This window comes from Trebonia sp., from assembly GCF_030042015.1.
Taxonomy (GTDB): domain Bacteria; phylum Actinomycetota; class Actinomycetes; order Streptosporangiales; family Streptosporangiaceae; genus Trebonia.
The window spans coordinates 12,532-37,369 of the sequence record NZ_JASIAL010000324.1 but is presented as its reverse complement, the minus strand read 5'-3'; the positions used below and the strand labels follow the sequence as shown (position 1 = coordinate 37,369).

Here is a 24,838-nt window from a genome sequence, read left to right as displayed (position 1 = left end):
TCCGGGGGGTCGCCCCCCGGAACGAAACTAGTGCGCGGCCTCGTACTCGGCCACGATGTTGGCCGGAATGCGTCCGCGCTCATTGACCTTGAAACCGCGCGACTTGGCCCACTCACGGATTCGCGCGCTCTGCTCGCGGCCGGCGCCGCTACGCGCGCGGCGGCGCCGCGCAGGCGCGTTCGCTTTGCGGGAGTGTTCCACATACTGGGCGAGCTCTTTGCGTAGCTTGCCGGCGTTGCCTGAACTGAGGTCTATCTCATAGGAGACTCCGTCGAGACCAAAGGTGACGGTCTCGGTTGCCTCGCTCCCATCGAGATCGTCGACGAGTAGCACCTGGACCTTCTGTGCCATGGATTCGCCCTTCCGTGGAACAACTATTTCGGATGCTAAAGATATACCCAGCTCTTGCCCCAGACAATTCACGACACCGCACTTTCTGTGTGCGCGGCGATCGGTTCTTGGCGAGGCGAACCCGATGTTCGTAACTCTACGTAACAGGCATTAGGTGCACAGTTAGCATTACGCCCGCCGCGCCTTGCCATGTGCGTAAACACTCGGCAGTACACGATCACACATGACCGGCCTGTGATAATCCGGCCGTTCCGCGAAATATCAGGTTTCGCTTCACTCGTCGCGTTCACTCGCGCGCTGCTCACCAGCGCCGGCATCGCCCTTCGCCTGCGACCGGCGCTTGGGCGCGAGCTCGCGACGCAGCAGCATCCACGCGCCGATGAGAAAAGCGGCGCACACAATCGCCGACGGTGCGACCGCGGCAAGATCCTGCGCCATAACCTCACCTCGACCCGTGATTGGCTGCGGTCCGCGGCTGGCCCCGGCGGGCGGCGGGCGAGCCAGCCGACCCAGCGGGAACGCGCCCGCATCTGGCACTGTACCGCGCGACCCGCGACACGAAAAAACACGGCGCCAGGGCAAAGCGGGGCAAAATCGGCGCAAAGAGGCGGCGGCACGTGGCAAGAACCTGCCCGGACGGTTAGCCGCCGCGGCAGCAGGGCACTGCCACGCGCCTGCCGAGCGGCAGCGAAATCCGGTCGCTCACAGCCGCAGCAGCATGCGCGTGTTGCCCAGGGTGTTCGGCTTGACCCGGTCCAGATCGAGGAACTCGGCGACCCCCTCGTCGTATGAGCGGAGCAACTCCGCGTACACCTCAGGCGCGACCGGCGTGCCGAAGATTTCAGTGAATCCGTGCCCGGCGAAGAACGAAACGGCGAAGGTCAGCACGAATACGCGCGCAACTCCCAGTCGCCTGGCGCGGTCAAGCAACTCGCCGACGATCAGGTGACCGATGCCCTCGCCACGCCTGCTCTCGTCAACGGCAAGTGTGCGGATCTCGGCGAGATCCTCCCACATAACGTGCAGTGCCCCGCACCCGGCAACCGCGCCGTCAACGGAACTCTCGGCGACGCAGAACTCCTGGATGCCCTCGTAGAGATTCACGGTGTGCTTGTCGAGCAACCGCCCGGATCCGACGTTCTGGTCTATCAGGGAACGGATTACCTGTACGTCCCTGGTGCGTGCTTGCCTGACTATGTACCTCATCCCCGGACCACTGTAGCGCCCATATTTCAATGGCATGACCGCGCATGTAGGGTGCTAGTCTGAGCAAAGCGTTTCGGCACGCGACCGGCCCATCACGATCCGGCGTCAACGCTCCGCGCCTATACCACATCCTGGGAATCGGCGATGGCGGAACCTGCGGTCCGTCAGAAAGACAAAACTTCTCCCGAGTCGGTTGGCAGCGGCAGGGCGATCTATTATCGTGCGTCGGTGTGCGTACAGTAAGGGGCGTTGCGGTGCTTGCGGCGATGGCCGCCGCCGCGGCCGTCCTCCTTCCCGGAGGGGCCAGCGACGCCGCCACGGCAAACCCGCAGCCGACGCTTGCCGCACTGGTGGCGGAGGCCACCCGCCTGTCCAACGAGGTCGACTCGCTCAGCCAGCAGTACGACGGGCTTGAGATCGAGATCGCGCACGCGCAGACGGAAGAGCAGCTGGCCAGGCTCGCGGTCGCCCGGGCGGCCAAGGCGGTGGACGGGAGCCAGCGGGCCGTCGCCCAGCTCGCCGCCATGAGCTACATGAACCAGGGTCTCGATCCGACGCTGCAGCTGCTCACCAACGGCGACCCGGAAGAGCTCCTCAGCCAGGCCGCCATCGTCGAAGAACTCGACAACCAGGCGGGCGAGCGGCTGTCAACGCTGCAGCTGAACCAGCTCGCGGCCGCGCGGGCGCAGGTCACCGCCAGGGAAGAGATCGCCACCGTCAATCAGCTGCAGGCGCAGATCAACAGCAAGGTGTCGGCCATTCACGCCAAGCTGGACGTCCTGAACAGCGCGGCGATGACGCAGGCGATGGCCGTCTTCGACAAGACGGGCCAGTACCCGAACGTCGTCCTGCCCGAAGCGACGACGGTCGGCACGGTGGCGCTGCGGTGGGCACTGACCCGGCGCGGCTACCCGTACGTCTGGGGCGCGGCCGGGCCGTACGCGTTCGACTGCTCGGGGCTTGTCGTCTGGGCCTTCGCCCAGGAGGGCATCTCGCTGCCGCACTACACCGGGTCCCTGTGGAACTCGGGGATGCACGTCTCCCGGGCCGATCTGGAGGCTGGCGACCTGGTGTTCTTCTACGCGGACATCAGCCACGTGGGCATTTACGTCGGCGACGGGCTCATGGTGGACGCGCCGACCTTTGGCCAGGACGTGCAGGTCCAGCCGGTCTTCTGGAGCGCGTACGTGGGCGCGGTCCGCATCGCCTAAGGCCGGTAACGCGCCGGGACGGACGAAGGGGAACAGGATCGTCTCCCTGATGTTCTCACCCGTCAGCATGATCATCAGGCGGTCGATGCCCATGCCCATGCCCCCGGTGGGCGGCATCGCGTACTCGAGCGCGAGCAGGAAGTCCTCGTCGAGCTGCATCGCGTCGGGGTCGCCGCCCGCGGCGAGCAGCGATTGCGCGGTCAGCCTGGCCCGCTCCTCCACCGGGTCGACCAGCTCGGAGTATCCCGTGCCAAGCTCCGCGCCGAACGCCACCAGGTCCCACCGTTCCGCCAGCCGCGGATCCGTCCGGTGCCGGCGCGTCAGCGGGGACACCTCGACGGGGAAATCCCGGTAGAAGGTCGGCTCGACCGTCTGCTTCTCGACCAGGCGCTCGTACATCTCCAGGACGACCTGCCCCTGGTCCCACGACGGCTGCAACGGCACGTCGGCCTTCGCGCACAGCTCCCGCAAGGCCGGCAGCGGCGTATCCGGGGTCACTTCCTGCCCGAGCGCCGCTGAGATCGCTTCGTGCACCGTCAGCGACCGCCATTCGCCGCCGATGTCGTACTCGCTGCCGTCGGCCCGCCTGATCACCGTCGACCCGAACGCCGCGACCGCCGCGCCCTGCGCCAGCGACTGGGTCAGCTCCGCGATCGTGTTGTAGTCCCCGTATGTCTCGTAGGCCTCGAGCATCGTGAACTCGGGGTTGTGGGTGCCGTCCACGCCCTCGTTCCTGAAGTTCCTGCCGATCTCGAAGACCTTCTCGATGCCGCCGACGACCAGCCGCTTGAGGTAAAGCTCGAGCGCTATTCGCAGGTATACCTGCACGTCATAGGCGTTGTAATGGGTCGTGAACGGCCGTGCGTTCGCCCCGCCGTGCAGCGGGGTCAGGATCGGCGTCTCGACCTCAAGGTAGCCCCGCGCCAGCAGCGCGGAGCGCACCGACTGGGTTACCGCCGAACGCACCTCCGCCAGCCGCCGCGACGACGGGTTCACGATCAGGTCCAGGTACCGCTGCCGGACCCGCGACTCGGGGTCGGTCAGCCCGGCGTGCTTTTCCGGCAGCGGGCGCAGCGACTTCGCGGTGATCGCGAACGAGTCGGCCAGGACGGAAAGCTCGCCGGACCGCGACGTGATCACCTCGCCGGTCACGCCGACGTGGTCCCCGAGGTCAACCTCGCGCTTCCAGCGCGCCAGCGCGTCGTCGCCGACCTTGTCCAGGCGGACCATGACCTGGATGTCGGCGCGGCCGTCGCGCAGCGTCGCGAAGCAGAGCTTGCCGCCGATCCTGGACAGCATGACCCGGCCGGTCACGCCGGCCACCTCGCCGGTCTCGGCGTCGGGCGGCAGCGACCCGTACTTGTCCCGCAGGGCCGCGGCGGTCGTGGTGCGCGGGTAGCCCACGGGATACGGGTCGATGCCGGACTCGAGCATCCGGGCGCGCTTGTTCAGCCGGACGCGCACCTGCTCGGGGACATTCTCGTGTGCCACGCCCGAAGGCTACCGGGGATCGTCCCCGGCGGCATATCAGTTTCCGGCTGCCTGGCCGATATTGCGCGCCCAGACCAGGCGCAGCCCGATGAGCGTGAGCCACGGCTCGTGCGCGTCGATGATCGGCACCTCCTCGATCACCAGCGGGGCGAGCCCGCCGGTGGCGATCACCGTGACCGCGCCCGGGTCCTCGGGGGACAGCTCGGCCCTCATCCGGCGGGCGATCCCCTCCACCTGCCCGGCGAAGCCGAACACGATCCCGGACTGCAGCGCCTCCACGGTGTTCTTGCCGATCACCCTGGGCGGCCTGGCCAGCTCCACCTTGAGCAGCTGCGCGGCGCGCCTGGACAGCGCGTCCACCGAGATCTCGATCCCCGGCGCGAGCGCCCCGCCGACGAACTCGCCCTTCGCGCTGACCGCGTCGAAGTTCGTCGAGGTGCCGAAGTCGACCACGATCGCCGGCCCGCCGTACAGGTGCACGGCGGCCAGTGAGTTCATGATCCGGTCGCTGCCGACCTCCTTCGGGTTGTCCATCCGGATCGGCACCCCGGTCTTCACGCCGGGCTCGACGATCACGGCGGGCAGGTCGGCGTAGTACCGGCGGCACATCTCGCGCATCTCATGCAGCACCGAGGGCACCGTAGAGCACAGCGAGATCCCGTCCAGTTCGGACTCGCTGAACGCCCCGGACTGCGCAAGCAGCCCGTGCAGCACGACCGCGATCTCGTCGGCGGTCCGGTCGGGCACCGTGGCGATCCGCCAGTGCTCGACGATCGTCTCCCCGTCGAACACGCCGAGCACGGTATTGGTGTTTCCGATGTCAATCGTCAGCAGCATGCTCCGCCATCCCAGGCTGGCCCGCCCCGATCTGGACAGGGACGTTGTCGATAAGCCGCGTGCCACCCAGCCGCGCGGCAATCGCGAGCACCGCCGCACCCTCAAAAGCATCATCCCGAACGGGGCCGTAAGTTCCCCTCTCGACGAGAGCCAGATAGTCCACGGTGAGCGCGCCGCCGGCGAGGGCTAGCACCCGCCGGGCGGCCTCGAGCGCCGCGCGCGGGCCGCCTGCCGCGGCCGCCGCGCCGGCGGCGAGCGCCTGGTGCAGGACAGGCGCCACGGCTCGTTCAGGAGATGAAAGGTATTTGTTCCTGCTCGAGAGGGCAAGGCCGTCAGCGGCCCGGACGGTGGGCACCGCCTCGATCTCGATGCCGAGCGCGAAGTCGGCGACCATCTGGCGCACGAGGGCGAGCTGCTGAGCGTCCTTCTGGCCGAAGACGGCGACGTCCGGGCGAACGAGGCTGAACAGCTTCAGCACCACGGTGAGCACGCCGCGGAAGAAGCCGGGGCGGAACTCGCCCTCGAGGATGCCGCCCGCGGGCCCGGGATCGACCGTCACGAGCTGCTGCGCGGGGTACATCTCGCGGACGCCGGGCGCGAACACGAGATCGACGTGCTCGGCCGCGCACGTCCGCAGGTCCTCGTTCAGCGTGCGCGGGTACCGGTCCAGGTCCTCGTTCGGCGCGAACTGCAGCGGGTTCACGAAGATGGAGACCGCGACCGTCCCCGGCCTGGCGCCCGTCCCGGCCAGCTCGCGGGCCCGTCGCAGCAGCGCGCGGTGGCCGTCGTGCAGCGCGCCCATCGTGGGCACGAGGACGACCGGGCCGGCCAGCCGCGCGCGGGCCGCCGCGAGCTCGGCGCGGGTGCCCGCGACGATCACCGGTCCCCCAGCACGCCGAGGAGCCGCGCGGCGTCTTCCGGGCTGAGCAGGCCCGCCGCGAGCGCCCGGTCGGCGGTCAGCCGCGCCAGCGCCAGGTAGGCGCCGAGCGCGCCTGGCTCTGCGCTCTTGATGGCCGCCACGTGGGCGGCCACGGTGCCCTCGTCGCCGCGGGCGACCGGTCCGGTAAGGCCCGCGTCGCCGAACCGCAGCGCGTTGTCGAGGGCGGCGCCGAGCAGCGGTCCGAGCATCCTGTTCGGGTTGTCGGCGCCGGCCGCGCGGAGCAGGTCCGCCGCCTGGGCCACGAGCGTGACGATGTGGTTGGCCGCGAACGCGAGCGCGGCGTGGTACAGGGCCCGGTTCTCCTCGGCGATGAACACCGGCTCGCCGCCCATCTCGATGACCAGCGCCTCGGCGGCGGGCCTGAGCTGATCCGGGGCGGTGACGCCGAAGCTGACGCCCTTGATCCGGTCCACGTCGTCATCCCGCCCGGTGAACGTCATCACCGGGTGCAGCGCGAGCGGCAGCGCGCCGTCCCTGGTGGCGGGGTCGAGCACCCGGATGCCATGGGCTCCGCTCGCGTGGGCGAGCAGCCGGCCCGCGACCGGGGCCCCGGTCGCGGCGAGCCCCGCGACGAGTCCGGGCAGCACGTCGTCAGGCACGGTCAGCAGCACCAGGTCCGCGTCGTGGAGGACGCCCGCCGGATCGGTGAGCCGGGCGCGCGGGAAGTACTCGCGGACCCGCTGCGTGGACGCCGCGGAGACCGCCGTGGCCGCGGTCACCCGGTGGCCGGCCCGCGCGAGCGCCCGCGCGAGCGCCGTTCCCGCGCGCCCCGGCCCGATCACGCCTACCCGAAGCCGGGCGGGATGTTCGCTTGTTCCAGTCTCCACAGGTACCGGACAGCCCCCTTCACTGGCTAATGCGCTGCCAAGGATAGTCACCCTGCCGTGGGCTGGATTCCCGCGGGTGAGCCGTGCCCGCGCGACCGCGGGCGGCGATTGGGCCATTGGCGGCAATGGCCCAATCTATTCGGGCCAGATACGCCAATGGCCCGATTGGTGGCTACGCCGGAGTCTCGTTTCCAGCCACTCTGGCTATCGCGCGAACCAGCTCTCCCATCAGTTGTGGAAGGGGGACGGGCGGGGCGGGGCAGGCTCGTCGTCCTTGTCCTGGTTCGGGTTCTTGGGGACGCGGCAGCAGTACTCAAGGAACAGGGCGGCCGCGAGAAGCACCAGGGACGAGCCGAAGGACACGCTGGCCGTGATGAGGTCGTTGCGCGGGGTGGTCGCGTTCAGCATCCCCGACAGGTAGCCGACGAAGCCGGCGGACACCCCGGCGAACAGCGCGGCGGCCAGCGAGCTGGCCTTGGCCAGCGCGACCATCCGCGCGACGAACAGCGGCGGCACGGGCTTGGCGCCGGGGCGCCCGTGGATGCGGGCCTGCAGGTCGTGGCCGGTCCAGGCTTCCGCGCCCGCCGCGATCAGCAGGGCGGGCACGCCGGTCCAGGTGAGCGGCGGCAGCTTGCTGTAAACGACGGTCAGCAGCGCCCAGGTCACGCCGACGGCGACGACGCCCACGAGCAGCAGCGTCCGCCCCCTGGTGGGTTTCACGTGTCCTCCGACGGGACAGTCAGCATCATCTCGGCGCGGCGGACGCCGGAGGTGTCCGCGGCGGCGAGCAGGGTCGCTACGGGGCCCTGGCCGGGCAGCACCGCGTCCGGGTCCGCGTCGTGCCACGGGGCGAGCACGAACGCGCGCTCATGCGCGCGCGGGTGCGGCAGCGTCAGCTCCGGATCCGTGCTCGCCTCACCGTCCACGGTGATGATGTCGATGTCGAGCGTGCGCGGTCCCCAGCGCACCTCGCGCACCCGGCGGTAAGCGGCCTCGATCTCGTGCAGGTACCCGAGCAGCGCGCGCGAGGGCAGGGTCGTGCGCGCCAGCAGCACGGCGTTCAGGTAGTCCGGCTGCGGGGGCCCGCCGACGGGGACCGTCTCGTAGACCGGCGACACCGCGATCACCTGCACCTCCGGTATCCCGGCGATGGCATCCACGGCTCCTTGCAGGATGTCCCGCCTGGCTCCGAGGTTACTGCCGAGAGCGAGCACAACCGACCGGGCAGCCGGTCTCACTGTCGCCGCTGCGCGCGCGCCGCCGCCGCCGCGCGCCAGGCGGCGGCTACCCGGACCGCGTCGGCGTTCGCGGGGACGCGGTGCACCCGCACGCACCAGGCGCCTCCGGCCGCGGCGAGCGCCGTGACCGCGACGGTGGCGTCGTCGGTCTCGGTAAATGGCCGCGGGGTGCCGTCCGGCGCCGCGAGGAGGGTGCCGAGGTGGCGCTTGCGGGACGCGCCGACCAGCACGGGAAAGTCGCGGCCGCCGATGTGCGCGACCTCCCGCAGGCTGACGAGCAGCTCCCAGTTGTGGGCGTCCGGGCCTTGCCAGCCGGGCAGCTTGCTGAAGCCGAGCCCTGGGTCAAGCACGATCGTCGAGGGGTCGACGCCCTCGGCGGTCACCGCGTCGATCCGCTGCGCCAGCTCGTCGCGCACCTCTACGACCACGTCCTGGAAGACGGCGCGTTTGTCCATGTCGTGACTGTGGCCCCGCCAGTGCATCACGACGTAGGGAACCCCGGCCTTCGCCACCAGCCGTGGCATATGCGGATCGGCGAGCCCGCCGCTCACGTCGTTGACCAGGCTGACCCCTGCCTCGAGCGCGAACTCGGCCACCTGGGCGCGCATCGTGTCCACGCTCACCACTACCCCGGCCTTGACCAGCTCGGTTATCACCGGCCGCACCCGGCGCAGCTCCTCCTCCGCCGAGACGCGCTGCGCCCCGGGCCTGGTGGACTCGCCGCCGACGTCGACGATGTCGGCCCCGGCGGCGACCAGGTCCAGGCCGTGCCCGATCGCGGCCGCCGCGCCATACCACTGGCCGCCATCGGAGAAGGAGTCGGGCGTCACGTTAACCACGCCCATCACGAGGCAGCGGCCAGCGGCCGGCATCCCCGACAGGCCAGGCAAACCCGCCATGTCCCCTAGCCCTGCGCCAGGGACGACGGCGACTGGCGCACGGTCGCGCGCGCCCGGCGGCTGAGCCTGCGCAGGCCCAGCCCGCGGGCCAGCCGCCTGGCGTACCGCTTGACTTCGAGCTTCGGCCAGACGAGGAACGCCTCGGCCTCCAGTGCCGCGAGCGCGATGCGCGGCGCATCCCTGCCGCCGGGGAACACGAAGAACCGGGGCTCCCAGACCGGGCAGAACTTCGCGTTGAACTTGTACAGCGACTCGATCTGGAACCAGCGGGACATGAAGACGAGCAGCGACCGCCACGCCTTGGTCACGGGGCCGGCGCCGATCCGCTCACCGCGCTCGAGCGCCGAGCGGAACATGGCGAAGTTCAGCGACATGCGCTTGACGCCGAGCTCGGGCGCGGCCTTGATCGCCTCGACGATCAGGTAGTCGTTCAGGCCGGGCTGCGCGGTCCGGTCGCGCCGCATCAGGTCGAGCGACAGGCCGTCGGCCCCCCAGGGGACGAAGTGCAGGACGGCGCGCAGCACGCCGTTCTCCTTCGCGGTCACCATGACGCAGTCGTCGTCGCCGGCGCCGCCGAGCCGGCCGAGCGCCATGGAAAAGCCCCGCTCGGTGTGCCCGCCCAGCCAGGAGTCGGCCATCTTGACGATCCGGTCCAGTTCCGCCTGCGGGATGTCCCGGATACGGCGGACCTCGGCGGCGTACCCGTTCTTGGCCACCCGGTTGACCATCTGCCGGACGTTGCGCATCTGGCGGCCGGAAAGGCTGAAGTCCGCCACGTTCAGGACCGCCTCATCGCCAAGCTCGAGTGCGGTCAGGTCCCCTTCCCTGCACCACACCTCGGCGCCGAGCTCGCTGCAGCCCATGACCGCGGGACGCCACGCGTGCTGGGCGGCCACCGCGAGGAACTCCGCGATGGCGCCTGGCCACGCCTCCGGGTCACCGATCGGGTCGCCCGCCGCGAGCATCACGCCAGAGACGACCCGGTAGCACACGCACGCCTTGCCCGACGGGGACCAGATCACGCTCTTGTCGTTGCGCAGCGCGAAGTAGCCGAGCGAGTCGCGGTCGCCGTGCCGGTCGAGCAGGGCCCTGATCCGGCCCGCGTCGGCCGTGCCGAGGCGGGCCCGCGGCTGCGCCGGGCGCAGGAACAGGTACACGGTGACGACGAGCGTGAACACGCCGAGCAGGCTTGTCAGCAGGTGGTACAGGTCGGCGCGGCCGGCGGAGACCCACTGCACCGGCCCGTACACCCCGACCAGCTCGTACACCACGTCCTGCACCCGCACCGCGACCGGGTAGCTGCCTGCCAGCCCGCCCATGGCGATATAGCCGAGCCCGATCGCGAGGTCCGCCGCGGCAAGCACCAGGAAGACGCGCAGCGCGTTCCACCGGGTGCGCGGGTCGCCGACGGCGTAGAACTCGTCGTGGAAGTACAGCAGCGCGGCCAGCAGCACGATGGCCACGAAGGCCGAGTAGACGCGGGGCGCGTTCATGAGCCCGTGCATGAAGTGGATAACGATGTCGAACACGAGCAGGGCAAGCACCGCCTGCCAGGCGCGCCGCTTGCGCCGCCGCAGCCCGTGCGAGAGCAGCAGCAGCATCAGGCCGATGATCACGTCGGCGCTGCGCGTGACGTTGGTCAGCGTGCCCGGCACGAACGCGTTGAGCTTGTGGAACTTCTCGTGCAAGGCGGGGTTGAAGATGGCCAGCACGTCGGAAAGGCCGATCAGCAGGCAGACCAGCGCAGCGACGCCCGGGATCCAGGCCCGGCGCCGCACGGACTTGCGCGCCGGCGAACCGGCTTTGCCTCGCCGGTCCTCGGGATCGGCTGAGTTGCTCTCGCTCATCTGAAGTCTCTTGTCAGGCCCCGGATCACGGAGCAGCAGCGTACTCATGACAAGCCCGCCTCGTGCAGCAACCGTGATCTGCTGAAGATTTTCGTACCCCCGCGGTAGCTTCTGCGCGCAACGCGCCGGGCGGTCGGCGCCCCCATCACACGTCCCCTAGACACCGTACCTCCAACGGCAAGCCACCGGCCTAACGACTGTGTAAACACAGCCGGCCATTTTGTTAGACGCACGCGGGACCGTTTTCGGCGAGCGAAATTCTGCCGGCTTTCGCTGCCCCCGCTAAAGAACCTGAAACCCCCGAGAACGCCGTGCGCCCACTAGTGCATACGTGCGGACTTCGCCAGGGGTTCAGCGGTGTCCGAACAGCAGGCTCATCGCTTCCGCGCGAGTGCGCGTCTGGTCGCGGAAGATGCCGCGGACCGCCGACGTGACGGTCTTGGCGCCAGGCTTGCGGACACCGCGCATGGACATGCACAGGTGCTCGGCCTCGATCACCACGATCACGCCCCTTGGCTCGATGATGCGCATGAGCGCCTCCGCCACCTGGCAGGTCAGCCGCTCCTGCACTTGCGGCCGCCTGGCGTACAGGTCGACAAGCCGCGCGAGCTTGGACAGGCCGGTGATCTCACCCTTGGCGTTCGGGATGTACCCGATGTGCGCCTTGCCGAAGAAGGGCACCAGGTGGTGTTCGCACATGCTGTACATCTCGATGTCACGCACGAGCACGATCTCGTCGTGCTCGGCGTCGAAGACGGTGGTGAGCACGTCCTCGGGCCGCTGCCGCATGCCGACGAACTGCTCGGCGTACATCCTGGCGACCCGGGCCGGGGTGTCCAGCAGCCCGTCCCGCTCCGGGTCCTCGCCGATGGCGAGCAGGATCTCCCTGACCGCGCGCTCGATGCGCGGCTGATCGACCGGCGGCGGGCCGGGAGGTTCGGGAAGTCCGCCGTCCGGTTCGCTCGTCAGGTCAAGCCGGTCACCAGGGCGGGCCTCAGGCGTTGTCATCGCCGGCCGCTGCCCCGTCGACACCGAATCCAAGCGCCTGCCTGCCGGCGCCGTTCGCGCCGTCGGGGCCGAGCGCGGAGCTCGCCGCGAGCGCGAGTTCCTTTGGCGAAAGGACCGGCGGGCGATCCGACGGCAGCCGCTTCCCGTACCCGGTGTAGCTGCCGCGGGCTGGGCGCTTCTCGACCGGGGCGAAGATCTCGATGACCTCCTTGCGGGAGACGGTCTCCCTGTCAAGGAGCCGCAGCACCAGCGCGTCGAGCACGTCGCGGTACTCCACGAGCACCTCCCACGCCTCGTCGTGCGCGGCCTCGATCAGCCGCCGGATCTCCTCGTCGATCGCGGACGCGATCTCCTCGGAGTAGTCCCGGCTGTGCGACATGTCCCTGCCGATGAACGGCTCGCCGTCACCGCTGCCGAACTTCCTGGCGCCGAGCCGCTCGCTCATGCCGAACTCGGTGACCATGTTGCGGGCGACCTGCGTGGCCTTCTCGATGTCGTTGGCGGCGCCGCTCGTCGGCTCGTGGAAGATCAGCTCCTCGGCCGTGCGGCCGCCGAGCAGCATCGCGAGCTGGTCCTGCATCTCGGCCCGGGTGACGAGGAACTTGTCTTCGGTCGGCAGCGCCTGCGTGTAGCCGAGCGCCCGGCCGCGCGGGATGATCGTCACCTTGTGCACCGGGTCGGCGTGCGGCATCGCGTGCCCCACCAGGGCGTGCCCGCCCTCGTGGTAGGCGATCAGCTTCCGCTCCGCCTCCGACAGCAGCACGCTCTTGCGCTCGGGTCCTGCCATGACCCGGTCGATGGCCTCCTCGAGCGCGGCCATGTGGATCTGCTTGCCGTTGCCGCGCGCGGTCAGCAGCGCCGCTTCGTTGATCACGTTGGCAAGGTCTGCGCCGGTGAAGCCGGGCGTCCGGCGCGCGATCACGTCCAGGTCGGCGTCGGACGCGATCGGCTTGCCGCGCGCGTGCACCTTCAGGATGCCCCTGCGGCCCGCGAGGTCCGGCTGGGCCACGACGATTTGCCGGTCGAACCGGCCGGGGCGCAGCAGTGCGGGGTCGAGGATGTCCGGCCGGTTCGTGGCGGCGATCACGATCACGCCGCCCTTGGTGTCGAAGCCGTCGAGCTCGACAAGCATCTGGTTGAGCGTCTGCTCGCGCTCGTCGTGCCCGCCGCCGAGTCCCGCGCCGCGGTGCCGGCCCACGGCGTCGATCTCGTCGACGAACACGATCGCCGGGGCGTTCGCCTTTGCCTGCTCGAACAGGTCGCGCACCCGGGAGGCGCCGACGCCGACGAACATCTCCACGAAGTCCGAGCCGGAGATCGAATAGAACGGCACGCCGGCCTCGCCGGCCACGGCGCGGGCGAGCAGGGTCTTGCCGGTGCCCGGCGGGCCGTACAGCAGCACGCCCTTGGGGATCTTCGCGCCGATCGCCTGGAATTTCGCCGGGTTCTGCAGGAACTCCTTGATCTCCTGCAGCTCCTCGATGGCCTCGTCGGCGCCGGCCACGTCGGCGAACGTGGTCTTCGGCGTGTCCTTGGTGATCAGCTTGGCGCGCGACTTGCCGAAATTCATCACGCGCGACCCGCCGCCCTGCATCTGAGTCAGCAGGAAGAAGAAGAACAGCGCGATGATCAGGTAGGGGATGAACGTCTCAAGCAAGCTGAGCAGCGCGCTCGACTTGGGGATCTGCACGTTGTAGCCGCCGGGGAGCTCGCCAGCGTCGTACTCCTTCTGGAGCAGCTCCTGCAGCTGCTGTCCCTGCCCGGTGATCCAGTCGGACTGGTACTGCTGGCCGCTCTTCGTGGTGATCTGAATCGTCTGGTTCTTGTCGGTGAGCACGGCGGACTTCACCTTGCCGTGCTCGATGAGCTGCACGACGTACCCGGTGTCCTCGTTCTGGTAAGAGCTACCGGAATTCGCCCAGCCAAGCGTGATCGTGATGACCAGCACCGCAAGCAGTACCAGCAGTAGCGGTCCGCGGAAATAGCGCTTCAATTCCATTGCGAGCGACCCCCTCGGCTTAGGGCCGTTCCCTCCTGACCAGCCTCACGTCCCGCCGACCACCGGCGGCACTGACCATGCCTGCCCCGCACTGCCGGCCGGCTGCGCCGGCCGGGCACAACGCATAAGGAATACCTGACGGTACATCAACGCTACCGCCCGCGAGATGTGTTCCCCCCGCCGCCATCGGGGGTTCGGGGGGCCGCCCCCTGGGCACGCAGGGCGTCGGGCGCCAGGGTCCCGATGAACGGCAGGTTGCGGTAACGCTCGGCATAGTCGAGTCCGTACCCAACCACGAACTCGTCAGGCACGTCGAATCCGGTGTAGGCGACCTCGACGTCTATCTGCGCGGAGGAGGGTTTGCGCAGCATCGTGCACACCGCGACGGACGCGGGGTCGCGCGACCGCAGGTTGCGGACGAGCCAGGACAGCGTCAGCCCCGAGTCGACGATGTCCTCGACGATAAGCACGTGCCTGCGGCTGATGTCGGTGTCCAGGTCCTTGAGTATGCGGACCACGCCGGACGACTTCGTGCCCGACCCGTAGGACGAGACCGCCATCCAGTCCATCTCGACGGGCAGGTGCATCGCGCGGGCAAGGTCCGCCATCACCATGACCGCCCCTTTGAGCACCCCGACGAGCAGCAGGTCACGGTCGGCGTAATCGGCGTCGATCTGCGCGGCGAGCTCAGCGGTCCTCTTGCTGAGCTGCTCGGACGTGATCAGCACCTCTTTCAGCGCGGGCCCCATGTCCGCAGCCTCCATGCTCCGCTCCTTCTGCTGTCGACGGGTAGCCCGCGCCGCGGCCGGGCCCGGTCGCGGCGCCGGTCACGTCAACGATCCCCGTGGCCGCCGCGAAAAACAACTCTCCGTCCCTGCGGGCGGCACGGACGCCGCCCGGCAGGTCGACCCAGCGCTGCCCGTGCCAGTCGGTCACCAGCTCGCACAGCCGGGCCACGTGCCCCGCGGTGAGCGCGCCCGGCGGGCAGCCCGCCGCGACGGCCGCCGAGCGCAGCACGCGGGCGCGCACCGCGGACGGCATCCCCGCCAGGGAGGAGGCGGACAGCGGAGAGTCGCCACGGGACCGTTCGGAAGAAATGTCCTCAAGGATCTCCGCGTCGGCGCGCAGCTGATCGGCGGTGCGGGCAAGGGCCTCGGCGACCCCCGGCCCGAGCGCGGCCTCGAGGGCGGGCAGCGCGTCGAGCCGGACCCGCACCCGGGTGAACCGGCGGTCGGCGTTGTGCGGGTCTGCCCACGCGCGCAGCCCGAGCGCCTCACACGCCGCGACCGTGACCGACCGCCGCAGGCCGAGCAGCGGGCGCCGGAACACGCCGCGGCGCGGCGGCATCCCGGCCAGGGACCTCGGCCCTGACCCGCGGGCAAGGCCGAGCAGCACGGTCTCCGCCTGGTCGTCAAGCGTGTGGCCGAGCAGCACCGCGGCCGCGCCCGTCTCCCGCGCCACCTGGGTGAGCGCCTCGTACCTGGCGGCGCGCGCCGCCGCCTCAGGGCCGCCCGCGCCGCCGACGGTGACGGCGGCGCCGCGCACGGGATCAAGGCCGAGCCGGGAAAGCACCGCCACCACGTCCGCCGCCCGGCCGGCGGAACCATCCTGCAGCCCGTGGTCGACGGTCACGCCGCCCGCGCGAAGTCCTGCCCGCGGCGCGACGAATGCCAGCGCCGCGGCGAGCGCGAGCGAGTCCGCCCCTCCCGAGCAGGCGGCGAGCACCAGGTCGCCTGGCGGCAGGTCGCCGACGCAGGCGCGCACCGCGTTGCGGACCGCCGCGACCGCGGGGGCCGGGCCCACGTCAGCCGCCCGCCGCGCCCGGGAGATCGGCTCCGTCAGCCAACCCGGGCCAGCCAGTCGGCAGGACTGGACAGCTCGGCGCGGGTGGGCAGCGTCTCCGGCGACGTCCAGACCTTGTTGAAAACCGCCATCCCGGCCTCTTCGACCACCGCGGCGACGAACCGCGATCCCTCCGCGTACTGGCGGATCTTCAGGTCGATGCCGAGGATCCGCCGCAGGATCTGCTCCGCCCGGCCCGCCGAGCCCCGCCGGGCGTTGAACCGCTCCCTGATCTCGGCGACCGAGGGCACCACCTGCGGGCCGACCGCGTCCATCACGTAGTCGCCGTGTCCCTCGACGAGCGTCATCACGGCCGTGAGCCTGTCGAGCAGCGCGCGCTGCGCCGGGGTCTGCATCGCCTCGATGAGCGACTCGCCGTCGCCGCCGCGCACCGCGCCGGCGACCGCGCCCGCCGCGGACCGCAGCCGGTCCACGATCGCGCCGGGGTCCAGGTCGGACGCGAGCAGGAACTCCGTCATCATGCCCTGCACGTAACCGCGCAGCCAGGGCACCGACGTGAACTGCACCCGGTGTGTCTCCTCGTGCAGGCACACCCACCGCCGGAAGTCGTGCGGGTCGACACCGAGCTCGCGCTCGACCATCACGATGTTCGGCGCGACCAGGGTGAGCCGGCCGACGCCCTGTGCCGCGTCCTGCGCGGACGTCCCGTTCGCCGATGTCCCGTTCGCGGGCTTGGGGGTGCCGCCCTCGGCCGGCGGCAGGAACAGCTCGTACTGGCCGAGCACCCGCGCGGACAGGTACGCGAGGATGAGGCCCGCCTGGACGCCGGTGACCCGCGACCCGACCGAGCCGAGCACCGAGCCGGCCCCTGGCACGGCGTTGCCGCGCTCGGCGAGCTTTTCCGCCAGCGGCTCAAGGACGACACGGAACCCGCCCACGTTCGCCCTTATCCATCCGGGGCGGTCCACCACGGCGACCGGTCCGGCCGATCCCTTGCTTGTCAGCCCGGTGACCTCGAGGACCGGCTGCTGCACCACGGCGGTAAGGCCGCGCAGCTCCGCCACGACGGCACGGGCATCGGCGAGGCTGACCTGCGGCCCCTGGCGGGCGAACCGGACGCCGGTGGAGATCGCCAGGTCCCAGTTGATCATCTGTGCGCTGCTCACAGTCCTACCGTACGTGCTGGCCGGGCCTAGTGGCACGAAGGGCGCGGCAACTAACGGCAGCCGCACCCGGCGAACGCGGCCGCCGCCGCGTCGATCGCCTGCGCGGCGGCCGTCAGCAGGCCGGCGCCAGGCACCTGCGGCGCCATGATCGCGAAGATCAGCAGGCTGCCGCTGCTGTCATAGACCAGGCCGGCGAGGGCGGCGACCGTGGAGAGGTTGCCGGTCTTGGCCCGCACCACGCCCCGCGCGGCGCCGCCGATCCCGCCGAACACGCTGTCCCCCGCCGACAGCGTCCCGGTGAACCCGGCCACCGGCAGCCCGGTGATCACCGACCGCAGCCGCGGTGTGTCCGCGGCGACCTCGAGGATCCGCACCAGCGTCTCCGGGGCGATCCCGTCCTGCGGTGACAGGCCGCTGCCGTCCACCAGGCTGATCGGCGTGCTCACGCCCAGCCGCCGCAGTTCGGTCATCACCGCCGCCGCCGCGCCGGCGAACGTCGCGGGCATGCCCATCGCGATCGCCGCGTGCCGCGCCAGGTTCTCGGCGATCACGTTGTTGCTCTCCTGCAACATCTGCTCCACGATCTGGGACAGCGTCGGCGAGCTCACGCTGGCGAGCAGCGGCGCGCCGGCCGGCGCGACCGACGGCGACGGGCCGCTGCTCACCGTGATCCCGTGCTGTCCGAGCAGGGTGGCGAAGGCCGCCGCGGTCAGGCCGGCCGGGTCCGTTGTCCGCGGGCTGTAGTTGACCGGGTCGTCGGAGTCCTGCAGCGTGCCGGCCGGCGTGAGCCGCCCCTGGTCGGCCTCGAGGGAGACGATCGGGGTCACGTTCCCCGAGTACACGTCGCCGTACGTCCACCCCGGCGCCATGTCGGGCCCGCTGTAGAGCGAGGTGTCATAGCCCAGCCGCACGGACCTGTGCCCTTCGGCCTTCAGGGCCCGTGCGGTGGCGGCCGCGAGCGCGGCCAGCGTGGCGGGGTGCGGGTAATCGGAGGCGGGGTACGCGTGCACGGCGAGGGTGGGGTCCCCGCCGCCGACGAGGACGATGCCGCCGCTCACCTGGCGCACGGTGGTGCTGAACCTCGCGTCGGGCCCGAGCAGCGCGAGCGCGGTGACCGCGGTCGCCAGCTTCGTGGTGGACGCGGGCGTGGCGAGCACGCCGGCGTCGTCGTCGTACAGCACGTCGCCGGTCGCCGCGTCCGCGACCTCGACCCCGAGCTGCGGGCCCACGTCCGCGGCCGGCAACGTGGCGGCGACCACGGCGGACAGCCCCGAGGCGGTGGGCAGCGCGGGCAGGTCAACGGCCGTGCTGGCCGCTCCGCTCCCCGCGGGGACAGGCACCGGGGTCAGCACCGTCCCGGCCCGCACCAGGGGCCGGGACGCGGCGACCGGGATGTGCAGCGCGGCGAGCCGGGGAGGCAGCATGCGCGCCACACTGACCCCGGCAGCGAGCGTGAACATGTTCAGCATCGCGAGCGTTGCCAGGGCCGTGATCCGGGTACGGCGCACGGGCTTACCTTTCGCGGGTTGAGGTGTGCATAGCTTAGGCCCACCTCCGGCTCGCCGGCCCGCCATCCCGCCGCGTCGGGGTGACCGGCGACAATGGAAACAGGCCGTAGCCGTCGGGCGGAGCGAACATGGACGTCGAAGTAGTCATCGAGATCCCCAAGGGCCAGCGCAACAAGTACGAGATTGACCACGAGACCGGCCGGATCAGGCTTGACCGCATGCTCTTCACCGCGACCAGGTACCCGGCGGACTACGGGTTCATCGAGGAGACCCTGGGCGGGGACGGCGACCCCCTTGACGCGCTCGTGCTGCTTGAGGAGCCGACCTTCCCCGGCTGCCTGATCACGGCGCGGGTCATCGGCATGTTCCTGATGAGGGACGAGAAGGGGCCCGACGAGAAGATCCTCTGCGTGCCCGCGCACGACCCGAGGGCGGAGCACCTGCGCGACATCGAGGACGTGCCCGAGTTTGACCGGCTGGAGATCCAGCACTTCTTCGAGGTCTACAAGGACCTTGAGCCTGGCAAGTCCGTGGAAGCCGCCCGCTGGGCCGGCCGCGCGGCCGCCGCGGCGGAGGTCGAGCGCTCGCGCAAGCGCTTCATCGACTTTATCGAGGCCGGGGAGCCGTAGTCAGGCCCGCTATCCGGCCGCCCTGTGCTGCGGGCACTCGATGTGTGCCCAGATCGCGCCGGCCCGGGCGCGGATGGCCTCGTGCGCCTCGCGCAGGGCGTCGCCGCCAAACCAGGCCAGGCCGCCGGACAGCCAGACGGCGGTGCTGGCCGCGGCGGCGGCGCTCTCCCACCGGCCGGCGTCGGCGTGCAGCGTCATCGCGCGCACGGCGGCCGCCGCCCAGTCGGGCACGGCGAGCTGCACGTACCGCGGGGCGGTGCTGAGCCAGCCGGGCCCCCGCACAGCGAGGTGGAGCCGTTCCAGGGCACGGTCGGCGAGGGCCAGCCCAGCGTCGGTTTCGGCAAGCCCGTCGGCTTCCGCGCCGGTCTTCAGCAGGCAGCGGCCCAGGTGGAACTTGGCGCGGGCCAGCCCGAGGTCCCGTTCGGCCGGGTCCGCCGCGGGTGCGCGCAGGTACATGCGGACGACCTCGCGGAGCAGCCTGATCGCGTCCTTGGTGTTGCCGGACGTGTCGTGCGCGAGGGCGACCCGGGTGAGCACGTCGATCCGCGGCACTTCGTAGGAGGCCGCGTCGGCCCGCGCGAGCGCGGCGTAGTGGCCCGCGGACTCGGTAAGCAGCGCGATGGCGTGCACGGGGGTGGCGCCGTACCGCGCGTGGTTGGACAGCGCGGCGGCAAGCTCTGCCCGGTGCCATGCGGGATCGCGGGCGGCGGCGCGCAGCTCCCTGCTTATCGACAGCGCGGTCCCTGAGTGGGTCGCGGCCTTGTCGTGGCTTCCCTCGAGCGCAGCGCGAATCGCCTCACCGAGGTGAAAGTGGTACCGACGCTCCAGCGTGCCACGGCGTGACGCCTTGCGCGCTTGCCGTCTGCGCTCCGGCGGCTTCTGCCGGGCCATGAACATGCCAGGAACCTTTCAACGGGAACCACGCCTATCGGCCCCTACATCGATCGTTACATAACCCCGCGTAGCTGGCAATACACGGGATGAAACTATTTCTGAACGGAATTTCAGGAAATATCGGTATTCGCCCTCATCCCAGGCGCCTCGTGCCGCTTGACCGCGCACATACCCTCAGGGTGTGTCGCTAACCCCCGGGCAGGTACGGGTCCGGGCCGCCGGACCAGACGACCTCGCCGCGATCGCCGGCATCTTCGCCCACTACGTGACGCACAGCGTGGCGACGTTCGAGGAGACGCCGCCGACCGTGCGTGACTGGGAGCGCAAGCTGGCCGGCCTGCGGGAGCTCGCGCTGCCGTTCCTGGCGGCCGAGACCGGTGCGGGGGTTGCCGGGTACGCGTACGCGAGCCCGTGGCGGCCCAAGCCCGCGTACCGGCACACGGTGGAGGACTCGGTCTACCTGGCACCTGAATGGACGGGGAAGGGCCTTGGCCGGCCGCTGCTGTCCGCGCTGCTGCAGCGGTGCGCGCGGGCGGGCGCGCGGCAGGTCATCGCGGTCATCGCGGACAACGGCGAGGGTGCGTCCGCGGCGCTGCACCGTGCCTGCGGGTTCACCGACGCTGGCAGGCTCGCAAGCGTGGGATTCAAGCACGGCCGATGGGTCGACACGGTGCTGATGCAGTGCGACCTGACAACCTCGGCGGCCGGATAGGCCGGACAACCGCCCTGACCTGAACTAGCTAGCGGCCAGGGGTGCCGGGCCTGCCGGCCCCCTCGGCGGTCCGCGCCGCCAGCGTCAGGAAGGCCGCGGCGCGGTCAAAGGCCATCCCGATGGTGCGGCGGGCGAGGTGGTCCTGATAGGCCTTGTAGCGGCTCATCTCCCACTCCTGTCCGCGGGGCGGCAGAGATTCCACCGTGGGCAGCGGGAGTGACTGCCAGGTCCACTCGCTGATCGGCGTCCAGTCGGCTCCCGCCGCGTCTTCGGCCCGCCTTGGCTGGATGAAGTCGGCGTGATCGGCGTAGTAGCCCATCCTGTTCCTGACGAAGCGCAGCCCCGTGAACGTGCCCTCGGTCAGCCGCCGCTCCGCGGCCGGCAGCCCGGCCAGGGTGTCTTCGTAAGCCTCCGGATGGTACCTGAAAAGGGTGGCGTCGACGATGGTCACCCACCAGACCGCCTCGCCGATCACCGCGAACGCCTGCGGCCGGTCACTGGCCCTGACCTTGCCTAGCCGCTCGGTGGTATCGCGCATGGCGATGATGGCCCAGCCGAGAGCGCTGGCCTCTGACCGCCGCTCACTGGCCCCTTCCGCCCAGTTCTCGCTGCCCCACCGCTGCTGGTGCGGGTTCACCCGGTTCCAGTTCTCCCGGTTCCACGCCACCCGGCAGCGCGCCGAACAGAACCTGGCGTGCTCCCGCTTCGGCTCGAACGCCGTGCCGCAGCGCTCGCATGCCCTCATCTCCGCCATCACGCAATGTTACGCGTAACGATGGTCGGCGGGAGCGCCGGCGCAACCAACATCGGTGAAACTTTAGGTGACCAGACGCCTACGCCGGTCACCGGGAAATCCGCCTCTGCTGTCCCGCCGCGCGCACCGGGCGCCGGCCGCGGTCGGGAGAGGCCGCCACGGCCGCTGCCGCCTACGATGACCCGGCGCGATCATGAGGACCGCGGGAAGCACGCTTGCACTCTCGTCACACCAGCCACTCCCATTAAGCTTTGTGTGTGTTCCGACCATTTTCCGGAGTAATTTGCCCTGATATGTCATGCCTAACGCATACAAACATGCCCGAAGCGGCAAGTATTAGCGGCGAGCCGTACGATCCGCGCGCCTGGCCTCCTCGCCCGGGAATAGTTTGGTTGCCGAGCACCGAGCATCCCGTCCCATGATTCACACTTGGTAATGGCAAGGCACGCAGCGAGGAGGACCGGTGGATGACACCGAGGGGGCGCTGAGGCGGGCGCCCCTGTTCGACGCACTCGACGAGGAAGGCGCTCGCGCACTCCGGCGCCAGATGGCCGAGGTGAAGCTTTCCCGTGGCGAACACCTGTTCATGGAAGGTGACGACGGGGACGCGCTTTACGTCGTGCTTGACGGCAAGATGAAGCTCACCCGCGCCGCCGCGGACGGGCGGGAGAACCTGCTCAGCGTGATCGGACCGGGCGAGATGTTTGGCGAGCTGTCGCTGTTCGACCCGCGGCCGCGGACCTCCTCCGCGAGCGCGGTGACCGACGCGCTGCTAGCGTCGCTCAAGAACGAAGCGCTGATCTCCTTGCTGCGGGAGCGGCCGGAAGTGTCCCTGCACATGCTCCGGGCGCTGGCGCAGCGGCTGCGCCGGGCCAACGATGTCACGGCGGACCTTGTCTTCACCGACGTCCCCGGCCGCGTCGCCAAGAACCTGCTCGACCTTGCCGAGCGCTTTGGCCAGCAGGAGCCAGACGGTCTGCACGTGCACCACGATCTGACGCAGGAGGAGCTCGCACAGCTGGTCGGCGCGTCACGCGAGACCGTGAACAAGGCGCTTGCGGACTTCGCGGCCAGGGGCTGGCTGCAGATCTCGGCGCGCTCCGTGCTTATCCTCGACGCCGAGCGCCTCCGCAAGCGCGCCCGCTAAGGCCCAGGTAAACCTAAGGTTCGGGATAAACCACGAAGCAGGTACGCCGTTAACGCGCAGCCGGGGGGTTCGGGGGGTCGCCCCCCCGGGCAAGGTAGTCCAGCTGGGCGCGGACCGACGATTCGGCGGCGCCCCGTACCGCCGGATCGGTGTCCCCGTACACCACGGCCACGATTTCGGCCGGGGTGCGGGCACCGGCGGCAAGGGCGGCCCTGATCTGGTCAAGCCGCTCCTGGCGGTGCGCGATGTAGTAGTCAAGCACGCCTGCCGGATCGGTGAGCGCGGGCCCGTGCCCGGGCAGCAGGACACGCAGCCCGGCACTTGCGGCGAGGGCCCTGAGCTCGTCGAGCGTCCGCAGGTAGTCGGCCAGTCCCCCGTCCTGAGCGATCACCGTGGTGCCGCGGCCCAGCACGGTGTCCCCGGTCAGCAGCGCGCTGTCCGCGTCGAGCAGCAGGCTGACCGAGTCGGCCGAATGCCCGGGCGTTCCAACCACGCGCAGCTCGCACCCGGCGTCGGTCAGCACGTCCCCCGCCGCCAGGCCCTCGCTGCCCAGCCGGTGCGCGGGGTCGAGCGCCATGACCGGCGCGCCGGTCATGGCGGCGAACGCGGCGGCGCCCGCCGAGTGGTCGAGGTGCCCGTGCGTCAGCACGATAAGCGCCACCCGCCGGCCGCCTGCACGCGCGGCGTCCAGCACCCGGCGCAGATGCCCCTCGTGCTCAGGACCGGGATCGACCACCACGGCGGACGGCGATCCCGGCTCGGCGATGACCCAGGTGTTGGTGCCGTCCAGCGTCATCGGTGACGGGTTTGGCGCGAGCACGCAGCGGGCCCGCTCGGTCCCCGAGCCGTCGATGCTCACAGCGGGTACCCGGCCTCGTCGGGGATGAGCAGCCAGGTCTGTCCTTCCTCGACCACGAAACGCGGGCTTACCGGCGCGATAGCCCGGCGGCTCGCCAGGATCTGGTCGACGCCGCCGCAGGCGGCGAACTCGTTCAGGGTGGTCGCCGTCGGCGGCAGCAGCAATATCTCGCCTGCCCTGGCGGCGCTGATCGCCGCCTCCGGCCGCAGCCACGCGAGCCGGTCCGCCTCGGCGTGGTGGCCGAAGGCACGCTGCCCTTCCGGCAGCGCGGCGGCGAAAAAGCGGGCGTCGAAGCGCCTCGGCTCGGCTTCTGGCGTTATCCACCGCGCCCATGGCGTCAGCAGGTCAGCGCGGATGACGAGGCCGTGCCTGGCGAGCAGCTCCGCGAACGTCAGGCGGCCGGCGGCGAGCGCCGCCCGGTCGCCCGCCAGCGACGGCTCATCGGCCCGCGCGGGCGAGACGTCCCCGTCCGGCCACGAACGCCCCGCGAGGAGCACGCCGGACTCCTCGAACGTCTCGCGCACCGCCGCGCACACCAGGGCGCGGGCCTGGCCGGGAGAGGCGCCCAGCCACCTGCCGAACTCCTCCGGCGCGGGTCCTGCCCAGCCGATCCGCGGGTCGCCGTCGGCCGGGTCGACCGACCCGCCGGGGAAGACATGGGCGCCAGGGGCGAAGGCCATCGCGGCGGGCCGCCGCAGCATGAGCACCTCGACACTGCCGGGCGCCGGGCGGACCACCATGACCGTCGCCGCGTCCCTGGGCACGACGGGGGTCAGCCGGCCGGCCGTGACCGCGGTTATCCGCTCAGCCAGCCGCTCGTCGGACGCGTCAAGCCGTATCCTCACGCCACCTCGCCGCCAGGCGGGGCGCCGGACCCGGCGCCCGGCCAGACCTCGACGATCAGCTCGACCTCAACGGGGGCGTCAAGGGGCAGCACGGCCATCCCAACGGCGCTGCGGGCGTGCCGGCCGGCCTCGCCGAGCACCTCGATCAGCAACTCGCTGGCGCCGTTGACGACCTGCGCCTGCCCGGTGAAGCCGGGCGCGCTGGCGACGAAGCCGGTCACCTTGACCGCCCGCGCGATCGCCGCCAGGCCGCCCGCGGCCTCGGCAGCGGCGGCGAGCGCGTTGAGCGCGCACACCCGGGCCAGGCCCGCCGCCTCCTGCGGGCTGACCGACTCGCCCACCTTGCCGGTCGCCTGCAGCTTCCCGTCCACCAAGGGCAGCTGGCCGGACGTGTAGACGTAGTCGCCTGTGCGGACCGCCGGAACGTAGGCGGCAACCGGAGCGGCCACCGGCGGCAGCGCCAGCCCGAGGGCGGCGAGGCGCTCGGCCGCCGTCGTCACGACTTTTCCCGCTTCATGTAAGCGATGAGCTGCTCGGGGTTGGGGCCGGGTACCAGGGCGACAAGTTCCCATCCCTCGTCGCCCCAGTTGTCCAGGATCTGCTTGGTCGCGTGCACCAGCAGCGGCACGGTCACGTACTCCCACTTCTGCATGCGCCAAAGACTAGC

Annotated in this window: 25 protein-coding genes and 2 pseudogenes; 4 read left to right on the top strand and 23 right to left on the bottom strand. The window is 70.8% G+C overall.

Features of this window, described 5'->3' with window-relative positions; translation table 11 throughout:
- Positions 1 to 27: 27 nt before the first annotated feature.
- From Q1N79_RS17440 to Q1N79_RS17430, 3 genes are all read right to left on the bottom strand, one after another.
- Positions 28 to 351 (bottom strand): Lsr2 family protein, encoded by a 324-nt coding sequence (locus Q1N79_RS17440; protein ID WP_300610136.1) that lies wholly within the window; start codon positions 349 to 351, stop codon positions 28 to 30.
- Positions 352 to 624: 273 nt separating this feature from the next.
- Entirely contained in the window at positions 625 to 789 is a 165-nt protein-coding gene (locus Q1N79_RS17435; protein WP_300610135.1) for a hypothetical protein, read from the bottom strand.
- Between the two features lie 264 nt (positions 790 to 1,053).
- Positions 1,054 to 1,557: an amino-acid N-acetyltransferase gene (locus Q1N79_RS17430; protein ID WP_300610134.1), complete on the bottom strand. Its 504-nt coding sequence runs from the start codon at positions 1,555 to 1,557 to the stop codon at positions 1,054 to 1,056.
- A 266-nt stretch (positions 1,558 to 1,823) separates the two neighbouring features.
- Between Q1N79_RS17430 and Q1N79_RS30705 the strand changes: the two genes are divergently transcribed.
- Complete coding sequence (locus tag Q1N79_RS30705) at positions 1,824 to 2,768, top strand: NlpC/P60 family protein (RefSeq protein WP_367185086.1); 945 nt, start codon at positions 1,824 to 1,826, stop codon at positions 2,766 to 2,768.
- Between the two features lie 15 nt (positions 2,769 to 2,783).
- Here Q1N79_RS30705 and lysX read toward each other — a convergent pair.
- The 14 genes and pseudogenes from lysX to dacB all read right to left on the bottom strand — a co-directional run.
- A pseudogene (gene lysX, locus Q1N79_RS17425) lies at positions 2,784 to 4,259 on the bottom strand (bifunctional lysylphosphatidylglycerol synthetase/lysine--tRNA ligase LysX); the annotation flags it as partial.
- Between the two features lie 36 nt (positions 4,260 to 4,295).
- On the bottom strand, positions 4,296 to 5,096 hold the full coding sequence (locus Q1N79_RS17420; protein WP_300610133.1) for a type III pantothenate kinase: 801 nt from the start codon (positions 5,094 to 5,096) through the stop codon (positions 4,296 to 4,298).
- A complete protein-coding gene (panC, locus tag Q1N79_RS17415) occupies positions 5,080 to 5,976 on the bottom strand; it encodes a pantoate--beta-alanine ligase (RefSeq protein ID WP_300610132.1) in 897 nt (298 codons plus the stop codon). The genes Q1N79_RS17420 and panC overlap by 17 nt, the downstream gene beginning before the upstream one ends.
- Complete coding sequence (locus Q1N79_RS17410) at positions 5,973 to 6,863, bottom strand: DUF2520 domain-containing protein (protein WP_300610131.1); 891 nt, start codon at positions 6,861 to 6,863, stop codon at positions 5,973 to 5,975. Before Q1N79_RS17410 ends, panC begins: the two co-directional genes overlap by 4 nt.
- A 228-nt stretch (positions 6,864 to 7,091) precedes the next feature.
- Entirely contained in the window at positions 7,092 to 7,583 is a 492-nt protein-coding gene (locus tag Q1N79_RS17405; protein ID WP_300610130.1) for a DUF3180 domain-containing protein, read from the bottom strand.
- The gene (folK, locus tag Q1N79_RS17400) at positions 7,580 to 8,101 is read right to left on the bottom strand and encodes a 2-amino-4-hydroxy-6-hydroxymethyldihydropteridine diphosphokinase (protein ID WP_300610129.1); all 522 of its coding nucleotides are present in this window, start codon (positions 8,099 to 8,101) and stop codon (positions 7,580 to 7,582) included. The genes Q1N79_RS17405 and folK overlap by 4 nt, the downstream gene beginning before the upstream one ends.
- On the bottom strand, positions 8,098 to 8,946 hold the full coding sequence (gene folP, locus Q1N79_RS17395; protein WP_300610141.1) for a dihydropteroate synthase: 849 nt from the start codon (positions 8,944 to 8,946) through the stop codon (positions 8,098 to 8,100). The genes folK and folP overlap by 4 nt, the downstream gene beginning before the upstream one ends.
- 59 nt (positions 8,947 to 9,005) lie before the next feature.
- Complete coding sequence (locus Q1N79_RS17390; protein ID WP_300610128.1) at positions 9,006 to 10,847, bottom strand: phosphatidylglycerol lysyltransferase domain-containing protein; 1,842 nt, start codon at positions 10,845 to 10,847, stop codon at positions 9,006 to 9,008.
- Between the two features lie 351 nt (positions 10,848 to 11,198).
- A complete protein-coding gene (folE, locus tag Q1N79_RS17385; protein ID WP_300610127.1) occupies positions 11,199 to 11,855 on the bottom strand; it encodes a GTP cyclohydrolase I FolE in 657 nt (218 codons plus the stop codon).
- On the bottom strand, positions 11,842 to 13,854 hold the full coding sequence (gene ftsH / locus Q1N79_RS17380) for an ATP-dependent zinc metalloprotease FtsH (protein WP_300610126.1): 2,013 nt from the start codon (positions 13,852 to 13,854) through the stop codon (positions 11,842 to 11,844). The genes folE and ftsH overlap by 14 nt, the downstream gene beginning before the upstream one ends.
- A 152-nt stretch (positions 13,855 to 14,006) precedes the next feature.
- A complete protein-coding gene (gene hpt, locus Q1N79_RS17375; RefSeq protein ID WP_300610125.1) occupies positions 14,007 to 14,618 on the bottom strand; it encodes a hypoxanthine phosphoribosyltransferase in 612 nt (203 codons plus the stop codon).
- Positions 14,619 to 14,703: 85 nt separating this feature from the next.
- A pseudogene (gene tilS / locus Q1N79_RS17370) lies at positions 14,704 to 15,657 on the bottom strand (tRNA lysidine(34) synthetase TilS); the annotation flags it as partial.
- A gap of 35 nt (positions 15,658 to 15,692) precedes the next feature.
- Positions 15,693 to 16,808, bottom strand: a complete 1,116-nt coding sequence (locus tag Q1N79_RS17365; RefSeq protein ID WP_300610140.1) for a zinc-dependent metalloprotease — start codon at positions 16,806 to 16,808, stop codon at positions 15,693 to 15,695.
- Between the two features lie 65 nt (positions 16,809 to 16,873).
- Positions 16,874 to 18,331, bottom strand: coding sequence for a D-alanyl-D-alanine carboxypeptidase/D-alanyl-D-alanine-endopeptidase (gene dacB / locus Q1N79_RS17360; protein WP_300610124.1), 1,458 nt, complete (start codon positions 18,329 to 18,331; stop codon positions 16,874 to 16,876).
- A 128-nt stretch (positions 18,332 to 18,459) separates the two neighbouring features.
- On the opposite strand from dacB, the gene Q1N79_RS17355 reads away from it, so the two are divergent.
- Positions 18,460 to 18,960: an inorganic diphosphatase gene (locus Q1N79_RS17355; protein WP_300610123.1), complete on the top strand. Its 501-nt coding sequence runs from the start codon at positions 18,460 to 18,462 to the stop codon at positions 18,958 to 18,960.
- A 9-nt stretch (positions 18,961 to 18,969) separates the two neighbouring features.
- Here the strand turns inward: Q1N79_RS17355 and Q1N79_RS17350 are convergent, their stop codons facing one another.
- On the bottom strand, positions 18,970 to 19,857 hold the full coding sequence (locus Q1N79_RS17350) for a hypothetical protein (protein WP_300610122.1): 888 nt from the start codon (positions 19,855 to 19,857) through the stop codon (positions 18,970 to 18,972).
- 178 nt (positions 19,858 to 20,035) lie between these two features.
- On the opposite strand from Q1N79_RS17350, the gene Q1N79_RS17345 reads away from it, so the two are divergent.
- Positions 20,036 to 20,566 carry a GNAT family N-acetyltransferase gene (locus Q1N79_RS17345; RefSeq protein ID WP_300610121.1) on the top strand — a complete coding sequence of 177 codons (531 nt, stop codon included), beginning with the start codon at positions 20,036 to 20,038 and terminating at the stop codon, positions 20,564 to 20,566.
- A 28-nt stretch (positions 20,567 to 20,594) separates the two neighbouring features.
- Here the strand turns inward: Q1N79_RS17345 and Q1N79_RS17340 are convergent, their stop codons facing one another.
- Positions 20,595 to 21,320 carry a hypothetical protein gene (locus Q1N79_RS17340; RefSeq protein WP_300610120.1) on the bottom strand — a complete coding sequence of 242 codons (726 nt, stop codon included), beginning with the start codon at positions 21,318 to 21,320 and terminating at the stop codon, positions 20,595 to 20,597.
- Between the two features lie 484 nt (positions 21,321 to 21,804).
- Here Q1N79_RS17340 and Q1N79_RS17335 point away from each other — a divergent pair, with 484 nt between their 5' ends.
- On the top strand, positions 21,805 to 22,467 hold the full coding sequence (locus Q1N79_RS17335) for a Crp/Fnr family transcriptional regulator (RefSeq protein WP_300610139.1): 663 nt from the start codon (positions 21,805 to 21,807) through the stop codon (positions 22,465 to 22,467).
- 49 nt (positions 22,468 to 22,516) lie between these two features.
- Here the strand turns inward: Q1N79_RS17335 and Q1N79_RS17330 are convergent, their stop codons facing one another.
- Genes Q1N79_RS17330 through Q1N79_RS17315 form a run of 4 tightly spaced genes read right to left on the bottom strand, consistent with a single transcriptional unit; the run spans position 22,517 to position 24,823 of the window.
- A complete protein-coding gene (locus Q1N79_RS17330) occupies positions 22,517 to 23,326 on the bottom strand; it encodes an MBL fold metallo-hydrolase (protein ID WP_300610119.1) in 810 nt (269 codons plus the stop codon).
- Complete coding sequence (locus tag Q1N79_RS17325; protein ID WP_300610118.1) at positions 23,323 to 24,171, bottom strand: NUDIX hydrolase; 849 nt, start codon at positions 24,169 to 24,171, stop codon at positions 23,323 to 23,325. Before Q1N79_RS17325 ends, Q1N79_RS17330 begins: the two co-directional genes overlap by 4 nt.
- Complete coding sequence (locus Q1N79_RS17320; RefSeq protein WP_300610117.1) at positions 24,168 to 24,671, bottom strand: RidA family protein; 504 nt, start codon at positions 24,669 to 24,671, stop codon at positions 24,168 to 24,170. Before Q1N79_RS17320 ends, Q1N79_RS17325 begins: the two co-directional genes overlap by 4 nt.
- Positions 24,668 to 24,823, bottom strand: a complete 156-nt coding sequence (locus Q1N79_RS17315; RefSeq protein ID WP_300610116.1) for a hypothetical protein — start codon at positions 24,821 to 24,823, stop codon at positions 24,668 to 24,670. Before Q1N79_RS17315 ends, Q1N79_RS17320 begins: the two co-directional genes overlap by 4 nt.
- Between the last annotated feature and the right edge of the window lie 15 nt (positions 24,824 to 24,838).